The sequence below is a fragment of the Micromonospora sp. NPDC050200 genome, from assembly GCF_040656135.1.
Lineage (GTDB): Bacteria > Actinomycetota > Actinomycetes > Mycobacteriales > Micromonosporaceae > Micromonospora.
In genome coordinates, this window is record NZ_JBFALG010000013.1 from 78,769 (window position 1) to 94,756 (window position 15,988).

Sequence of the window (15,988 nt, forward strand, 5' to 3'; positions counted from 1 at the left end):
CTACCGCGTGCCCGGAGCCGGTCGTCGGCGTGGTTGAGCGCTGGTGGGCGGGGCCAATGGGTGGCGGAACTGGCCTACGGTGGTCGCTGTCGGACGTACCCTGTCCGGACCGTCGTGCTGGGCGGCCCGGTTTCTTCCTGAGGAGGTGCGCTTGAGCCGCTTCGAGCGGGTACGCGGCCGGCTCCGCCGCGCGTACGAGTCCGGGCGGGAGTCGGTGCGCTCCAGTCGTTCCGCCGCCGTTGACGAAGTGCCGGAGGAGCCCGGGACCGCCTCGCCGACGTCCCCGGGTCCGGCGGCGCCGAGATCGGCGACGGCGGCCGGTGCGGACCCGTCCGCGGCGCTGCACAACTCGACCAGCAGCCGCGACGACGCGGACGTGCCGCACGCGCTGCGGATCGCCGCCGCCTGGTCGTGGCGGCTGATCGTGATCGGCGCGGTCACCTGGGCGCTGCTGAAGATCGTCGGGACGATCAGCATCGTGATCATCCCGCTGGCGATCGCGCTGCTGCTCTCGGCGTTGCTCGCGCCGGCCGTCGGCTGGCTGCTCAGGGCGCGTTTCCCCAGGTCACTGGCGACGGCGGTGGTGCTGGTCGGCGGCCTGGCCGCGGTGGTCGGCACGCTGACCCTGGTGGTGAACGAGTTCATCCAGGGCGTGCCGGAGCTGAGCGAGAAGTCGTCGCAGGGCGTACGGCAGATCCAGGACTGGCTCAAGACCGGCCCGCTGCACCTCTCCGACGGCCAGCTCAACCGCTACATCGATGAGGCGCAGGGCTGGGTCAACGGCAACACCGAGAAGTTCACCAGCGGCGCGGTCTCCACCGCGGCCACGCTGGCCGAGCTGCTGACCGGCACCATCCTGGTGCTCTTCGCCACCTTCTTCTTCCTGCGCGACGGCAACAAGATCTGGCGGTTCCTGGTCCGACTGCTGCCGGTGGCGGCCCGCTGGAAGGTCGACGACGCCGGGCGGGCCTCCTGGGCGACGCTCGGCGCCTACGTGCGGGCCACCGTGCTGGTCGCCTTCATCGACGCGATGGGCATCGGCATCTTCCTGGTCATCTTCGACGTTCCGTTCGCCTTCCCGCTGGCCGCGCTGGTCTTCCTGGGCGCCTTCATCCCGATCGTCGGTGCCGCGCTCTCCGGCGTCGTGGCGGTGCTGGTGGCGCTGGTCGACAGCGGGCTGGTGACCGCGCTGATCATCCTCGGCGTGGTGATCGGCGTACAGCAGGTCGAGGGGCACCTGCTCCAGCCGTTGATCATGGGCCGCGCGGTGGCCATCCACCCGCTCGCCGTGATCATCGGGATCGCGGCCGGCGTGGTCCTGGCCGGCATCACCGGCGCGCTGGTGGCGGTGCCGCTGATCGCGGTGCTCAACACCGCCGTCCGCCGCCTCGCCGCCCGTACCGTCCCGGACACCCCGCCGGACGCGGTGGTGGTCGTCGCCGCCCGCGCCCCCTGACACCTACCCGCGCCACCACCGGGCCTGCCCCCGCCACCGCGCTGGGCGGGCCCGGTGGTGGGGTCGCCCGCTGCCGTGCCGCTGTCTGCGGCGTGTTGCGCCTTCCCGGCCGGGGCGGGGGCAGGACGGGTGGAGTGGGGTCAGGCCTTGGCGAGGCGTTCGAGGGCGCCGCGGGCGACCTCGGGGCGCGTGGTGTACCAGAACGGGGGGAGCGAGCGGCGCAGGAACGGTCCGTAGCCGCGCGCCGTCTCCAGCCGCGAGTCGAGCACCGCGACGACGCCCCGGTCGCCGGTCGCCCGGATCAGCCGGCCCACCCCCTGGGCCAGCCGGACCGCCGCGATGGGCACGCTGACCGCCGCGAAACCGGAGCCGCCGCCGGCGTCCACCGCCGCCGCTCGGGCCGCGGCCAGCGGCTCGTCGGGGCGTGGGAAGGGCAGCCGGTCGATCACCACGAGCTGGCAGGCGTCGCCGGGGACGTCCACCCCCTGCCAGAGCGACATCACCCCGAACAGGCAGCTCGACCGCTCCTCCCGGAACCGGCGGACCAGCAGCGGCAGCGCCTCCTCACCCTGGAGCAGCACCGGCAGGTCCGTCCGCGCGCGCAGCAGCTCCGCGGCCTGCTGCGCGGCCCGCCGGGAGGAGAAGAGCCCGAGGGTACGCCCACCGAGCGCGCCGACGAGTCCCAGCAACTCCTCGCCCGCCGCCTCGGGCAGCCCCGACACGCTCGGGCGGGGCAGGTGCGCGGCGACGTAGAGGATGCCCTGCCGGGCGTAGTCGAACGGGGAGCCGACGTCCAGCGACCGCCAGCCCGGCCCCTCGGTGGCGGGCACGGTGCCGGTCGCGGCCCGGCTGCCCGCGGCGACCGCCACCCCGACGGCCGTCGCGCCGGCCTCGGACCCGGGGCCCGGTGTGCCGGCCCGCCTTCCGCCGCTGGCGGTGGCGGCCAGCGCGGCGGCGGCCGGCGACGGCGGGGCGGGCGGGGGAGCGTCCAGCCCCAACGCCCGGGCCACCGTGTCGAAGCGGCCGCCCAGCGCCAGCGTGGCCGAGGTGGCGACCACGGTGCGCTCGTCGTACAGGTGGGTGGCGAGGGTGCCGGCGACCGACAGCGGCGCGACCACCAGCGCCCGGCGGGTGCCGTTCTCCGGCTTCTCCACCCAGGCCACGTCGTGGTCGGCCTCCTCCAGCAGCCGTTGGGCGGTGGTGGAGAGTTCGTCCAGCACCGCCTTGGCCTGCTGCTTGCGTACCGGGTCCGGGTCGTCGGCCTTCACGTCGCCCATCGCGTCGAGCGCGGCCCGGGTCGCCGCGTCGAGCAGCGTGCACGCCTCCCGCAGCGGGGCCGGCAGACCGGCGGTGATCCGCCCGGCCGGCGCCTCCGCCAGCCCGACGGCGAGCGCGTCGCCGGCCTCGGTCAGCCGATCGGCGACGTCCGGCCGGAGCAGCGGCCGGGCCCGCCGCGCGGACCGGTCGACCAGCTCCGGCACCAGCTCGGCCTGGGCCGCCGAGGAGACCCGGTCGGCCAGCTCGTGCGCCTCGTCCACGATCAGCAGCTTGTGCGGCGGCACGATGTGCCGGCCGGCGATCATGTCGACGGCGAGCAGGCTGTGGTTGGTGACCACGACGTCGGCCTCCCGGGCCCGGGCCCGGGAGGCCTCGGCGAAGCACTCCGCGCCGAACGGGCAGCGGGCCGCGCCGACGCACTCCCGCGCCGGCATGGAGACCAGCCGCCAGGCCTGGTCGTCGACGCCCGGGTCCAGCTCGTCGCGGTCGCCGGTGGCGGTCTCGTCGGCCCAGTCGCGCAGCCGCTGGATCTGCTTGCCCAGCCGGCCGGCCTCGCCGAGCCACTTCGTGCCGCCGCCGGGCCGGGCCGCCGGGGCGTCGAAGAGGGTGTCCTCCGGTTCGTCCTCGGTCGAGTTGTCCAGCCGGGCGAGGCAGAGGTAGTGGTGCCGGCCCTTGAGCACCGCGAAGGTGGGCCGCCGGCCGAGCAGCGGCTCCACCGCGTCGGCCAGCCGGGGCAGGTCGTGGTCGACCAGCTGGGACTGCAACGCCAGGGTGGCGGTGGAGACCACTGCCGGGCCGTCCACGGTCAGCGCCGGGGCGAGGTAGGCCAGCGACTTGCCGGTGCCGGTGCCCGCCTGCACCAGCAGGTGCTCGCCGGAGGTGATGCTGCGCTCGATCGCCTCGGTCATCTGCTGCTGGCCGGGGCGGGCCGCGCCGCCGGGCACCGCGCCGACCGCGGCGGCCAGCAGCTCGCCGCCGCCGGGCCGGGCGCCCCGCCGTCGGCCGCTTCGGGCCGACGGGGTGGCGGAACCGGTGGCGGTGCGGGGCGGAGTCACCGTGCGACGGTACCCGCCGGTCCCGACACCGGGCGTGCCGCCGCCCGCGTGGGATACCCGATCGTGACCGGTTACTTCCCCGCAGCGACCGCTGGGCGGAATCGGTTAGGGTGCGACTCATGCCGAGCGACGTGGTCCGTGTGATCTACCGCAAGTACGACGGCAGCGCCCACCGCGACTACCCCGCCCGCCGGCTCACCGAGGACGACCTCGGGGTCTGGCTGGGCGTACCGGCCGGCACCGAGTCGGTCTACCACGGCCGGCCCTCGGTCGAGCAGATCCCGTTCGTGCTCCTGGTGCCGCACCACGCCTGGTGGACGGGCATGTTCAACCCGCCGCCGCGGACCAGCGAGGTCTACTGCGACATCACCAGCCCGGCCCGGTGGGAGGGCGACGACACCGTGCACCTGTTCGACCTCGACCTGGACGTGGTGCGCCGGCGTGCCACCGGGGCGGTCGAGCTGCGCGACGAGGACGAGTTCGCCGAGCACCGGGAACGGTTCGGCTACCCCGCCGACCTGGTGGCCGCGGCGGAGGCGGCGTCGTGCTGGCTGCTCGGCGCGCTGGGCGACGGCACCGAGCCGTTCGCCACGTCGTACCGGAAGTGGCTGGCCCTGGTGGTCTGAGCCGGTCTCACCAGCGGGGCGGCCAGCCGTGTCCGGCGCCGATGTCCGGCAGCCTGGTCAGCTTGTCGGGGTTGAGCTGGTTGAAGATGCCGGTGATCACGCCGTCGTGCACGGCGAAGGCGACGACCAGGCGCAGCGGACGCCCGTCGTGGTGCACGGTCTCCATCTGCAACGCGAGCGACCCGTCCACCAGCACCGGCCGGCCCTGCACCCGCTGACCGTAGCGGCCGGCCTGGCCGAAGAGGCCGAGGGTGAACCGGGCCACCTTGTCGGCCCCGGCGATCGGCCGGCGGGTCGCCGGGAAGTGCCCGCCGGCGTCGCCGATCAGCACCACGTCCGGCGCCAGCACCCGCATCAGTTCGTCCAGGTCGCCCGACTCGGTGGCGGCCACGAAGGCGGACACCACCCGGTGCTGCTCGGCCAGGTCGGCGGTGTGCCGGGGCGCGTCCGGGGCGTTGACCGCGCGGCGGGCCCGGGAGGCGAGCTGCCGGGCCGCTTCGAGGCTGGTGCCGAGCGCCTCGGCGATCTGGCCGAACGGCACCGCGAAGACGTCGTGCAGCACGAAGGCCACCCGCTGCTCGGGGGTGAGCCGTTCCAGCACCACCATCAGGGCAGCGCCGAGCTGGTCGCGGCGGACGGCCCGCTCGGCCGGGTCGGGGGCGAAGCCGTCCGGCCCCGGGGCCGGACCCAGCGGGGTCACCAGCGGCTCGGGCAGCCACTGCCCCGGGTACGTCTCCCGGCGTACCCGGGCGGAGCGGAGCACGTCGAGGCAGATCCGGGCGCAGGTGGTGGTGAGCCAGCCGCCCAGGTGCCGCACCTCGGCGCGGGCGGCCGGGTCGCCGAGCGCGCCGGCGTAGCGCAGCCAGGTCTCCTGGACGGCGTCCTCGGCCTCGCTCCGGCTGCCCAGCATCCGGTACGCCACCGCCATCAGCCGCCCCCGCTCGGCCTCGAACTCGCTCACCTCGTCCACCGCCACCGCCACCTCCCCGTGTTCGACCAGGATTCTCCCCGCCCCCTGAACGCCCCCACCACCCTCCCATTCCGGTACTTTCAGCGAAAGAGTGCTCATTCCGGCTCCGGAAGCCACTCCTTCTCTGAAAGTGCGGGGGTCTTGGGCGGGGGTGGGGATCTGCTGTGGGAGACGTTCGTCGATCTGCGGCTGCGGTATCCGGCTGCCGGTTTCGACGTGGTGCGGGAGCGCGAGCGGTTGCGAACCGGGGATGAAGGATGAAGGTTAACGGCGGGTGAACGACCGGTAAATGGGGTCTGGCCAGGGGTGGGCCGGGGAATGCCCGTTCCGGCCGTGTCCTTAGCATGCCCAGAGCAGGCGCCCCGGCGGCGTCGGCCACCCTTCCACCGACACGACGAGGTCCGTGCTGTGAAGTTTTCCTTCCGTCCCACCGAGGGCGCTTTCTACGAGCTCTTCACCAGGGCCGCGCAGAACCTGGTGAAGGGCACCGAGCTGCTCAACGAGCTGGCGCTGCCCGGCGTCGACGTCCAGTCGGTCAGCGAGCGGTTGACCGAGGTCGAGCACGACAGCGACCAGATCACCCACGAGCTGTACAAGAAGATCAACTCTACCTTCATCACCCCGTTCGACCGGGAGGACATCTACCGGCTGGGCTCGCTGCTCGACGACGTGATGGACCACCTGGAGGCGGTCGGCAACCTGCTCTACCTGTACGGCCTCACCAAGCTGCCGGCGCTTCCGCGCGAGCTGCACGAGCTGGTGAACGTGCTCGACCAGCAGGCCAAGCTGACCGCCGAGGCGATGCCCCGGCTGAAGTCGATGAAGGACCTCGAGGACTACTGGATCGAGTGCAACCGGCTGGAGAACGACGGCGACCAGGCGTACCGGATGCTGCTGGTCCGGCTCTTCTCCGGCGAGTACGACGCGCTCACCGTGCTGAAGATGAAGGAGGTCGCCGACGAGCTGGAGGCCGCCTGCGACGCCTTCGAGCACGTCGCCAACACCGTCGAGACCATCGCGGTCAAGGAGTCCTGATCCTGTGAGTCCCGAACTCATCGCCGTGCTGGCGGTGATCGGGGTGGCCCTGGTGTTCGACTACACCAACGGCTTCCACGACGCCGCCAACGCGATCGCGACCAGCGTCTCCACCCGGGCGCTGACCCCCCGAGTGGCCCTGGTAATGGCCGCGATCGGCAACTTCATCGGCGCCCACTTCGGCGAGGACGTCGCCAAGACCGTCGGCAGCGGCCTGGTCAAGCTGCCGCCGCAGACGTCGAGTCTGGCCATCGTCTTCGCCGGTGTGGTGGGCGCGATCGCCTGGAACCTGATCACCTGGTACTTCGGCCTGCCGTCGTCCTCGTCGCACGCACTGATCGGGGGGCTGGTCGGCTCGACGCTCGCCGCCTCCGGCACTGTTCTCTGGAACGGTCTCGGCAAGAACGTCGTGCTCCCGATGATCCTGTCGCCGATGGTCGGCTTCCTGCTCGGGTACATCGTCATGATCGCGGTGCAGTGGATCTTCAGGAAGGGGAACCCGGGCAAGCTCAACCGGGGCTTCCGCTGGGCGCAGACCGCTTCGGCCGCCGCGATGTCGGTCGGCCACGGCATGCAGGACGCCGCCAAGACCATCGGTATCGTCGTGCTCGCTCTGTACGTGGGTGGTTACCAGGACAACGCGAAGAGCATCCCGGAGTGGGCGTTCTGGACCTCGGCCGCCGTGCTGGCCGTAGGCACGTACGCCGGTGGCTGGCGGATCATCCGGACCCTGGGTCGGAAGATCATCGACCTCCGGCCGCCGGAGGGCTTCGCGGCCGAGGCCGTGGCCAGCTCGGTGCTCTACTTCAACGCGCTGGTGCTGGGCGCCCCGATCTCGACCACCCACACGATCACCTCCGCGATCATGGGTGTCGGCGCTACCAAACGGCTCTCCGCCGTACGGTGGGGCGTGGCCGGCAACATCGTCGGCGCATGGATCCTGACCTTCCCGGCCGCCGGCGCCATCGGCGCCGTGATGTACTTCCTGGTCCGACCGCTCTTCGCCTGACGGCCGAACCGAATGGCCCCCGCCACTCGGCGGGGGCCATTCGGCTGCTCAGGAGTAATCGACGCCGATCTGGGCCCGGATCTTGTCGAGGAGTGCCATCACCTCCAGGGTGGCGGAGTGCGGCACCAAGATCGACACCCTGGCCCGGCGGGCGATCCGCCGGGCGGGACTAGGCTCGCGGGATGACGATCGACAGTCACGGCTTCGCCGCCCCGGCCGCCCTGGTCGAGCACGCCCGCCGGTTCCGTGCCGAGGGTGGCACCCCCGCGGTGCCGCGGGTCGCGGCCACCGTGCTGCTGCTGCGCCCGGCCGGCGACGACTTCGAGGTGTACGTCATCCGCCGGGTCGCCGCGATGGCCTTCGGCGGGGTGTACGCCTTCCCCGGTGGCGGGGTGGACCGCTCCGACTCGCAGGCGCACCTGGACTGGGCCGGCCCGGAACCGGCGCAGTGGGCCGGCCGGCTGGGGGTGGCCCCGGCGGCCGCTCAGGCCGTGGTCTGCGCCGCCGCGCGGGAGGTCTTCGAGGAGGCCGGCGTGCTGCTGGCCGGCCCGGACCCCTCGATCGTGGTCGGCGACGTCAGCGGCGACGACTGGGAGGCCGCCCGGCAGGACCTGGAGGCGCGCCGGGTGGGCTTCGCCGACCTGCTCGCCGGGCGGCGGCTGACGCTCCGGTCGGATCTGCTGCTGCCGTGGAGCCGGTGGATCACCCCGGAGTTCGAGCCGCGCCGCTTCGACACGTACTTCTTCGTGGCCCTGCTGCCGGCGGGGCAGCGGACCCGGGACGTGTCCGGCGAGGCCGATCACACCATGTGGGTCCGTCCGGCGGACGCCCTGGCCCGGGCCGAGGCCGGCGAGCTGACCATGCTGCCGCCGACGCTGGTCACGCTGGCCGAGGTGGCCACCGCCGGTGACCTGGCCGGCGTGGCGCGGGTGGCCGCCGGCCGGGACGCCGCCACCCCGGTCACCCCGCGCCTGGACCTCCCCGACGACGGCGAACCCCGCTTCGTCCTGGGCTGAGCCGCGCGGACGCCAGCCGGCGGCGCGGGACGGCGACGCTGACCGTCCGGGCGTACCACCGGTTGTCCCGGGCCGACGCGGACGCGGTGGCCCGGGAGGCCGAGGGGCTGCTGGCGTTCCTGACCCCGAACGACAGCGACCGCCGGGTCGAGGTCACCGGGATGGGGTGATCCGACCCAGCGGTCACCGGACCGGGAACCAGCGGCTCAGCCGAAGCGGCCGGTGATGTAGTCCTCGGTCTTCTTCACGCTCGGGTTGCTGAAGATCTTCTGGGTGTTGTCGTACTCGATCAGCCGGCCCGGGTCGCCGGTCTTCTCGATCGAGAAGAAGGCGGTCCGGTCCGACACCCGGGCGGCCTGTTGCATGTTGTGCGTGACGATGATGATGGTGAACTTGTCCTTGAGCTGGAACATCAGGTCCTCGATGGCCAGCGTGGAGATCGGGTCGAGCGCCGAGCAGGGCTCGTCCATCAGCACCACCTGCGGCTCGACCGCGATGGTGCGGGCGATGCAGAGCCGCTGCTGCTGACCGCCGGAGAGGCCGGCGCCCGGCTTGCCCAGCCGGTCCTTCACCTCGTCCCAGAGATTGGCCGAGCGCAGCGCCTTCTCGGCGGCCTCGTCCAGGATCGACTTCTTCCGTACGCCGTTGAGCCGCAGCCCGGCCACCACGTTCTCGAAGATGCTCATGGTGGGGAACGGGTTGGGGCGCTGGAAGACCATGCCGATCGTGCGGCGGACCGCGGTGACGTCCACGTCCCGGTCGTAGATGTCCTGGCCGTCGATGGTCAGGCTGCCCTCGACCCGGGCGCCGGGGAGCACCTCGTGCATCCGGTTGATCGAGCGCAGGAAGGTCGACTTGCCGCAGCCGGACGGCCCGATCAGGGCGGTGACCGTCTTCGGCTCGACCGTCAGGTTGATGTTCTCGATCGCCTTGAAGGCGCCGTAGTAGGCGCTGACGTTGGTGGCGTCGATGCGCTTGGCCATGGTGGTGGTACCTCCGGGGTTCATCGGCCGAGCCGGTTGCGACGGGCCAGCAACTTCGCCGCGATGGTCAGGACGAGCACGAGGGCGACCAGGGTCAGCGCCGCGGTCCATGCCCGTGCCGGCGCGTACTTCGACGCGTCACCGGCCTGCTGGTAGACGAAGAGGGCCAGCGACGACTGGTTGTTCTCGAACGGGTTGAAGTTGATCGCCGCGCCGCCACCGGCGACGAGCAGCACCGGGGCGGTCTCACCGGCGGCCCGCGCGACGGCGAGCATGACGCCGGTGACGATGCCCGGCAGCGCCGTCGGCAGCACGACCCGCAGGATGGTCTTCCATTTCGGCACGCCGAGGGCGTACGCCCCCTCGCGCAGCGGCGCCGGGACGAGACGCAGCATCTCCTCGGTGGAGCGGACCACGGTCGGCAGCATCAGCACGCCGAGCGCCAGCGCGGCGGCGAAGCCGGAGAAGCCCGGCCGGCCGTCGTTGAAGACCGGCGAGACGATCAGTACCCAGAACGCCAGCACGAAGAGGCCGGCGACGATCGACGGGATGCCGGTCATCACGTCGACGAAGAACCGGATCGCGAAGGCGAACCGGCCCCGGCCGTACTCCACGACGTAGATGGCGCAGAGGACGCCGAGCGGGACGGTGATCAGGGCGGCGATCCCGACCTGCTCCAGCGTCCCGACGATGGCGTGGTACGCGCCGCCGCCAGCGTCCCGGGCCCCGATGTTGTTCATCGAGGTGCCGAAGAAGTCCCCGTCGAGGCGTTCCGCGCCCTTGCTGACCAGGGTCCAGACCACCGAGGCCAGCGGCAGCACCGCCAGCGCGAAGGCGGAGTGGATCAGCGCGCTCCAGGTGCGGTTGCGGGCCGACCGGCGCCCCTCGACGGCGTTCGCCGCGGCGAAGAGACCGGCCAGGTAGAGCAGCGCGCCGGCCACCACGACGAGGACCGGGCCGCCGATGCCCGCGCCGTAGACGATGCCGGCGGCGACGAGCACGGCGGCCAGGGCGATGGCCGGGGCGGCGTACCGGGGCAGCCGCTTCGCCTTGAGGCTGGGCGGCTGGGCCGGGGGCCGGGGGCGGTGGGAGGTGAGTGTCGTGGTCATGCGGCCGACTCCGTGAACTCCCGGCGGCGGTAGATGATCGCCCGCGCCGTGATGTTGACGATCAGCGTGATGGTGAAGAGCACCAGGCCGGAGGCGATCAGCGCGCCCCGACCGGTGTCGTTCGCCTCGCCGAACGCGTTGGCGATGTTCGCGGCGATGGTGTTGCCGCCGTTCTCGATCAGGTTGAACGAGATCCCGAAGGTGATGCCGAGGGTCATCGCCAGCGCGATGGTCTCGCCGAGTGCGCGGCCGAGGCCGAGCATCACCGCGGCGATGATGCCCGGGCGGCCGTACGGCAGCACCGCGGTGCGCAGCATCTCCCAGCGGGTCGCGCCCAGCGCGAGGGCGGCCTCCTCGTTGGCGGTCGGGGTCTGCAGGAACACCTCGCGGGAGAGGGAGGTGATGATCGGCAGCACCATGATCGCCAGCACCAGCGAACCCAGCATGATCGACTTACCGAACGGGCCGTCGCCGCCGAAGATCGGGATCCAGCCGAAGTACTCGTTGAGCCAGGCGGAGAAGTCCCGCACCGGGTTGATGAAGATGTCCCGCCCCCAGAGGCCGAAGACCACGCTGGGCACGGCGGCCAGCAGGTCGATCAGGAAGCCGAGGGTGGTGCCCAGCCGGCGCGGGGCGTAGTGCGACAGGTAGAGGGCGATGCCCAGCGCCACCGGCACCGCCATGAGCAGCGCCAGCGCCGAGCTGAGCACGGTGCCGAAGGCGAGCGTGCCGATGCCGAACTTCGGCTGCGCCTCGTTGGGCGACCAGCCCTCGTAGGTCCAGAAGTTCTCGGTGTTCGCGCGCAGCGCCGGGACCGCCTTGGCGATCAGGAAGATCGCGATCGCCGCGATGACGACCAGCACGGCGATGCCGGCGGCCAGGGTGAGCCCGCGGAACGCGCGTTCCGCGCCGAAGGTCCGGGCCCGGGGCAGTGATCCACCGCCGCCCACCCCGTTCCCGCCCGGGGTGCGGGTGCTGACTGACGTCTCGGCCACACGCGCCGAGGCACCGGCGGGCCAGTTGTGACCGGAGGTCACGCTGGTCCCGCCGGTGCCGGCGTGTGCCGAGCGCGGAGGGGTTTCACCCATCTGCTCGCTCGCTTCGAATTGAGAAGGTGGTGGTGGTGCCGGTCAGGAGAGGTTCTTGACCGCGGCCTCGACCTTGGTACGGACCGAGTCGGGCAGCGGGGCGTAGCCCAGCTCGGTCAGCTCGGCCTGACCCTCGCTGCTGGCGGCGTGGCCCAGCAGGCCCTTGACCAGCGGCAGCTTGTCGGCGGCGATGCCCTTGCCGCAGACGATCTCGTAGGTCACCAGGACGATCGGGTACGCCCCGGCCGCCTTGGTGTTGTAGTCGATCTTCATCTTGAGGTCGTCGCCCTGGCCCTCGACGGTCGCCCCGGCGATGGTCTTGCCGGCGTTCTCGGCGGTCAGCGCGGCGAACTCGCCCGCGCCGTTACCGATCTTGGCGGTCTTCAGGCCGGCGTTCTCGGCGAACGACCACTCCATGTAGCCGATGGCGCCGTCCGCGCCCTTGACGGAGCTGGCCACGCCGTCCGAGCCCTTGGAGCCGGTGCCGCCCGGGGCCTTCCAGGCCTTCGCCTTGCCGAAGGTCCAGTCCGCCTCGGCGGTCTTCGAGAGGAAGTTGGTGAAGTTGTCGGTGGTGCCGGACTCGTCCGAGCGGTGCACCGTCTGGATGGTGGTCGACGGCAGCTTGGCGTCCGGGTTGTCGGCCTTGATCGCCGCGTCGTCCCACTTGGTCACCTTGCCGGCGAAGATCTTCGCCAGGGTGGCCGGCTTGAGCTGGAGGTTGTCCACGCCGCTGACGTTGTAGGCGACCGCCACCGGGCCGATCACCATCGGCAGGTGGATGGCCTGGCCACCGGGGGTGCACTTGGCGTCAGCCTGCGGCTGCTCCTCCGGCTTGAGCGCCGAGTCGGAGCCGGCGAAGTCGGCGGTGCCGGCGATGAAGGCCTGGATGCCGGCGCCCGAGCCGGAGGGCTCGTAGTTGATGGTCGAACCGGCGCACTTCTGCTGGTACGCCTTGATCCACTCGGCCATCGCGTTCTTCTGGGCGGAGGAGCCCTGCGCGTTCAGCGTGCCCTTGGCGCAGTCGGCGGCGCTGGCGGAGCCCGAGGCGGAGGTGCTGGCCGCGTCGTTGTTGTCCGAGCCGCATGCACTGAGACCGAGCACCGCGGTAAGGGCGAGGCAGGCGATGGTGCCGTGCCGCTGGAGCTTCACCTGAGGAGTTTCCCTTCACGTCTTTGGTCAGGTCGCCCGGAGGGGGACCGGGTGCCGGCGCTGACCGGCTGACACGAAGCTAGAAGTGCCAGGTAGACGATTCGCCGGTCAGAAGTGAACGGAGAATGAACAAGCACGGCCAGCGGGGTGACCGCTGCCTGAGTAGCGGTTGTCCGATAGGTGAACTGCCGTCCTGCTATCGTTATTTATCCGACTTTCCCGGCCCGGCGTTATCGCGCCGATGCGTCGCCGTTACCGCGCGGTGACCCGCGCGGACGGCCTCACGAGAGGCATCGCGGGCGCGCACAGGCCGGTGGGCGCCGCCGTACCGGCGGGCCTCGTCGCCGTCGACGGCGACGAGCGGCAGAGCGGGGCGACCCTACCGGCGGCCCGCGTCGCCGTCGACGGCGACGAGCGGCAGTGCGCGGCCGTCCGCCCGCCCGCCCGCCGGCTCAGCCCAGGTGGTAGTTGACGTGCCCGCACCAGCGGGCGAAACCGAGCCGCTCGTAGAGCGCCATCGCGCCCGTGTTCGACTCGTCGACGTAGAGCATCACCCGGTCCAGCCCCCGCGCGTTCCGCAGGTGGGCCAGGCCGGCGGTGGTCAGCGCCCGCCCCAGCCCGCCGCCGTGCGCGGACGGGTCCACCCCGAGCACGTAGACCTCACCGATCCGGCCCGAGCCCGGGCGTTCGTGCACCTTGGTCCAGTGGAAGCCGAGCAGCCGGTCGCCGGACTCCTCGACGGCGAGCAGGAAGCCGGCCGGGTCGAACCACGGCTCGGCCAGCCGGGCCCGCAGGTCGGCCTCGGACCACCGGCCCTGCTCGGGATGCGTGGCGAAGGCGCGGGCGTTCAGCGCGAGCCAGGCCTCGTCGTCGGCGCCGGGACGGAAGGCGCGCAGCGCGACGCCGTCCGGCAACCGGGGCGCGGGCAGCGCGGCGGCCAGCGGGCGGCGCAGCTGCCAGAGCACCCGGGCGCGGGCGAAGCCCAGGTCGACCGCGAGCGCCGCGGCGGACGGGTGGTCCCCGTGCGCCCAGGCCCGCAGCGGTCCGGACGCCGCCGCCAGCACGCCCCGGGCCAACGCCCGGCCGGTGCCCCGCCGCCGGTACGCCGGGTGCACCGCCAGCTCCGTACCGACGCCGGCTGCCGGGTCCGAGGTGTCCAGGTGGGCGTACCCGGTCAGGGTGCCGTCGGCGGCGCGGGCGGTCAGGTGCACGACGGCCGCCTCCGGGTCGCGCAGCCGCAGCAGCGTGTGCTCGTCGAACGGGTCCGCGCCGTCGGCGTCGCCCGCGAGGCGGGCCAGCGCCAGGGCCTCGGCCACCTCGGCCGGGGCGAGTCGGTCGGCTCGGGCCACCCGGTCGGTCGTCGGTTCCGCGCTGCTCACCCCGTTACCGTAGCCGGATCGGCGGCGGGGCTCAGGTGGTGCCGTCGACCGGCAGTGCCGCCAGGCGGAACCGGCTGGTCAGGTCGGGCAGGATCCGGCGCAGCGCGTCGACCGTCCCCTGCCGGTCCCCGCCGGCGTCGTGCATCAGCACGATCGAGCCGGGCCCGGCGTCCCGGGTGACCAGGGTGGTGATCCGGGCGGCGCCAGGCATCTGCCAGTCCGACGGGTCGACGTCCCAGTGCAGCGAGGTCATCCCCAGCTCCGCGGCGACCGACACCACCGGCTTCGTCCAGGCCCCGCCGGGCTGCCGGTACCAGGCGATGGGAGCGTCGGGCACCGCGTCCCGGATCGCCTGGTTGGTCCGCAGCAGGTCGGCGCGGATCGTGCTGGGGGAGCGTTCGCCCAGTTGCACGTCGTGCTGCCAGGAGTGGTTGCACAGGGTGTGCCCGTCGGCCACGATCGCCCGGATCAGGTCCGGGTAGCTCTGGGCGTTCTCGCCGACCACGCAGAAGGTGGCCCGGACGTGGAACGTGCGGAGCAGCTCCAGCACCTGCGGGGTGTACTGCGGGTCCGGCCCGTCGTCGAAGGTGAGCGCCACCTCGGGGGAGCCGGTGCTCACCCGGCTGCCGAACGGGCCGTCGTCCTGGTTCTCGGCCGCGCGGCGGCGGTCGGCCTCCTGCCCGGCCTCGGCGCGGTTCGACGGCGATCCCGCCGGGGAGGCGGTTGCGGCCGGCTGCTCGCCGTAGTCGGCGCCGTGGGCGCTGGTCGTGACGCCGGAGCTGGATCGCGGCGGGTCGTGGATCAGGCTCCGGCCGAGCGCGTACGCGGAGCCGAGCAGGGCGGCCAGCACGAGGACGACGACGCCGACGGTGCGGCCGGTGGTCCGGGCGCCCATCAGTGCCACCGCCGATGTGGACCGCGAACCGGTCCCCTCGTCGCCACCGTGGTCAGTGCACGCACCGTTGCCCCTTTCGCCGCCGACTCGCACCGAGAATAGAACCGGCAAGAGGGGCAAAAAGGGCGTACCGGAAACAGCACTCCGGACGGGTGGAATCGCGGCGGTCGAGCCCAGCCGGACGGCCGGACGTGCTCCGCTCAGACCGGCAGCGGGGCGTGTTCCGCCTCGGGCAGCGAGCGCGACGGCGGGACCACGAACTTGTAGCCCACCTGGCGGACCGTGCCGATCATCGACTCGTACTCCGAGCCGAGCTTGGCCCGCAGCCGTCGGACGTGCACGTCCACCGTCCGGGTGCCGCCGAAGTAGTCGTACCCCCAGACCTCGCGGAGCAGCTGGTCCCGGGTGAAGACCCGACCCGGGTGCTGGGCCAGGAACTTCAGCAGCTCGAACTCCTTGTAGGTGAGGTCGAGCGGCCGGCCCTTCAGCTTGGCCGCGTAGGTGTCCGGGTCGATGGTGAGCTCGCCGGCCCGGATCGAGCCACCGGCGCCGGCGGTGGCGTCGCTCAGCCGGCCGACCGCCAGGCGCAGCCGAGCCTCCACCTCGGCCGGACCGGCGCTGGCCAGGATGACGTCGTCCACGCCCCAGTCGGCGTTCAGCGCGATCAGCCCCGCCTCGGTCACCACCGCCACCAGCGGCACTCCGAGGCCGGTGGCGTGCAGCATCCGGCAGGTCGCCCGCGCCTCGCTCAGCTCGGAACGCGCGTCCACCAGCACCGCGTCCGGGCTCGGCGCGGCGACCAGGGTGCGGACGTCGCGGGGCGCGGTGCGGACCGAGTGCGGCAGCAGGTCGAGCGCCGGCAGCACTGCCGATGGTTCACCTGCGCGCGCGGTCACCAGCAACAGGATCTCCACACGATCACCTCCGTCCCGGCGGCGCG

Annotated in this window: 15 protein-coding genes; 6 read left to right on the forward strand and 9 right to left on the reverse strand. The window is 72.8% G+C overall.

Annotation, left to right across the window (positions count from 1 at the left end; all coding sequences use genetic code 11):
- Window positions 1–151: 151 nt before the first annotated feature.
- Complete coding sequence (locus tag AB0I41_RS11675; RefSeq protein ID WP_357105145.1) at window positions 152–1,456, forward strand: AI-2E family transporter; 1,305 nt, start codon at window positions 152–154, stop codon at window positions 1,454–1,456.
- Between the two features lie 140 nt (window positions 1,457–1,596).
- Here AB0I41_RS11675 and AB0I41_RS11680 read toward each other — a convergent pair whose 3' ends face one another.
- On the reverse strand, window positions 1,597–3,789 hold the full coding sequence (locus AB0I41_RS11680) for an ATP-dependent DNA helicase (RefSeq protein ID WP_357105149.1): 2,193 nt from the start codon (window positions 3,787–3,789) through the stop codon (window positions 1,597–1,599).
- A 119-nt stretch (window positions 3,790–3,908) separates the two neighbouring features.
- Here AB0I41_RS11680 and AB0I41_RS11685 point away from each other — a divergent pair, with 119 nt between their 5' ends.
- On the forward strand, window positions 3,909–4,415 hold the full coding sequence (locus tag AB0I41_RS11685) for a DUF402 domain-containing protein (RefSeq protein WP_357105151.1): 507 nt from the start codon (window positions 3,909–3,911) through the stop codon (window positions 4,413–4,415).
- A gap of 7 nt (window positions 4,416–4,422) precedes the next feature.
- Here the strand turns inward: AB0I41_RS11685 and sigJ are convergent, their stop codons facing one another.
- The gene (gene sigJ, locus AB0I41_RS11690) at window positions 4,423–5,385 is read right to left on the reverse strand and encodes an RNA polymerase sigma factor SigJ (RefSeq protein WP_357105301.1); all 963 of its coding nucleotides are present in this window, start codon (window positions 5,383–5,385) and stop codon (window positions 4,423–4,425) included.
- A 408-nt stretch (window positions 5,386–5,793) separates the two neighbouring features.
- Between sigJ and AB0I41_RS11695 the strand changes: the two genes are divergently transcribed.
- The 3 genes from AB0I41_RS11695 to AB0I41_RS11705 all read left to right on the forward strand — a co-directional run bounded on the left by AB0I41_RS11695 (window position 5,794) and on the right by AB0I41_RS11705 (window position 8,445).
- Window positions 5,794–6,420: a DUF47 family protein gene (locus AB0I41_RS11695; protein ID WP_347670841.1), complete on the forward strand. Its 627-nt coding sequence runs from the start codon at window positions 5,794–5,796 to the stop codon at window positions 6,418–6,420.
- A 4-nt stretch (window positions 6,421–6,424) separates the two neighbouring features.
- The gene (locus AB0I41_RS11700; protein WP_357105154.1) at window positions 6,425–7,429 is read left to right on the forward strand and encodes an inorganic phosphate transporter; all 1,005 of its coding nucleotides are present in this window, start codon (window positions 6,425–6,427) and stop codon (window positions 7,427–7,429) included.
- 182 nt (window positions 7,430–7,611) lie between these two features.
- A complete protein-coding gene (locus tag AB0I41_RS11705) occupies window positions 7,612–8,445 on the forward strand; it encodes an NUDIX hydrolase (RefSeq protein WP_357105156.1) in 834 nt (277 codons plus the stop codon).
- Window positions 8,446–8,651: 206 nt separating this feature from the next.
- Here AB0I41_RS11705 and pstB read toward each other — a convergent pair whose 3' ends face one another.
- Genes pstB through pstS form a run of 4 tightly spaced genes read right to left on the reverse strand, consistent with a single transcriptional unit; the run spans window position 8,652 to window position 12,774 of the window.
- Complete coding sequence (gene pstB, locus AB0I41_RS11710) at window positions 8,652–9,428, reverse strand: phosphate ABC transporter ATP-binding protein PstB (protein ID WP_357105158.1); 777 nt, start codon at window positions 9,426–9,428, stop codon at window positions 8,652–8,654.
- A gap of 20 nt (window positions 9,429–9,448) precedes the next feature.
- Window positions 9,449–10,537 (reverse strand): phosphate ABC transporter permease PstA, encoded by a 1,089-nt coding sequence (gene pstA, locus AB0I41_RS11715; RefSeq protein ID WP_357105161.1) that lies wholly within the window; start codon window positions 10,535–10,537, stop codon window positions 9,449–9,451.
- Complete coding sequence (pstC, locus tag AB0I41_RS11720) at window positions 10,534–11,625, reverse strand: phosphate ABC transporter permease subunit PstC (protein ID WP_357105163.1); 1,092 nt, start codon at window positions 11,623–11,625, stop codon at window positions 10,534–10,536. Before pstC ends, pstA begins: the two co-directional genes overlap by 4 nt.
- Window positions 11,626–11,667: 42 nt before the next feature.
- Window positions 11,668–12,774: a phosphate ABC transporter substrate-binding protein PstS gene (gene pstS / locus AB0I41_RS11725; protein WP_357105165.1), complete on the reverse strand. Its 1,107-nt coding sequence runs from the start codon at window positions 12,772–12,774 to the stop codon at window positions 11,668–11,670.
- Window positions 12,775–13,015: 241 nt separating this feature from the next.
- On the opposite strand from pstS, the gene AB0I41_RS11730 reads away from it, so the two are divergent.
- Window positions 13,016–13,246, forward strand: a complete 231-nt coding sequence (locus tag AB0I41_RS11730; RefSeq protein WP_357105168.1) for a hypothetical protein — start codon at window positions 13,016–13,018, stop codon at window positions 13,244–13,246.
- Here AB0I41_RS11730 and mshD read toward each other — a convergent pair.
- The 3 genes from mshD to AB0I41_RS11745 form a co-directional block, all read right to left on the reverse strand.
- Complete coding sequence (mshD, locus tag AB0I41_RS11735; RefSeq protein WP_357105170.1) at window positions 13,227–14,153, reverse strand: mycothiol synthase; 927 nt, start codon at window positions 14,151–14,153, stop codon at window positions 13,227–13,229. The genes AB0I41_RS11730 and mshD overlap by 20 nt on opposite strands.
- Before the next feature lie 31 nt (window positions 14,154–14,184).
- A complete protein-coding gene (locus tag AB0I41_RS11740; protein WP_357105173.1) occupies window positions 14,185–15,048 on the reverse strand; it encodes a polysaccharide deacetylase family protein in 864 nt (287 codons plus the stop codon).
- Window positions 15,049–15,248: 200 nt separating this feature from the next.
- Window positions 15,249–15,962 carry a response regulator transcription factor gene (locus AB0I41_RS11745; protein ID WP_357105175.1) on the reverse strand — a complete coding sequence of 238 codons (714 nt, stop codon included), beginning with the start codon at window positions 15,960–15,962 and terminating at the stop codon, window positions 15,249–15,251.
- Window positions 15,963–15,988 lie beyond the last annotated feature (26 nt).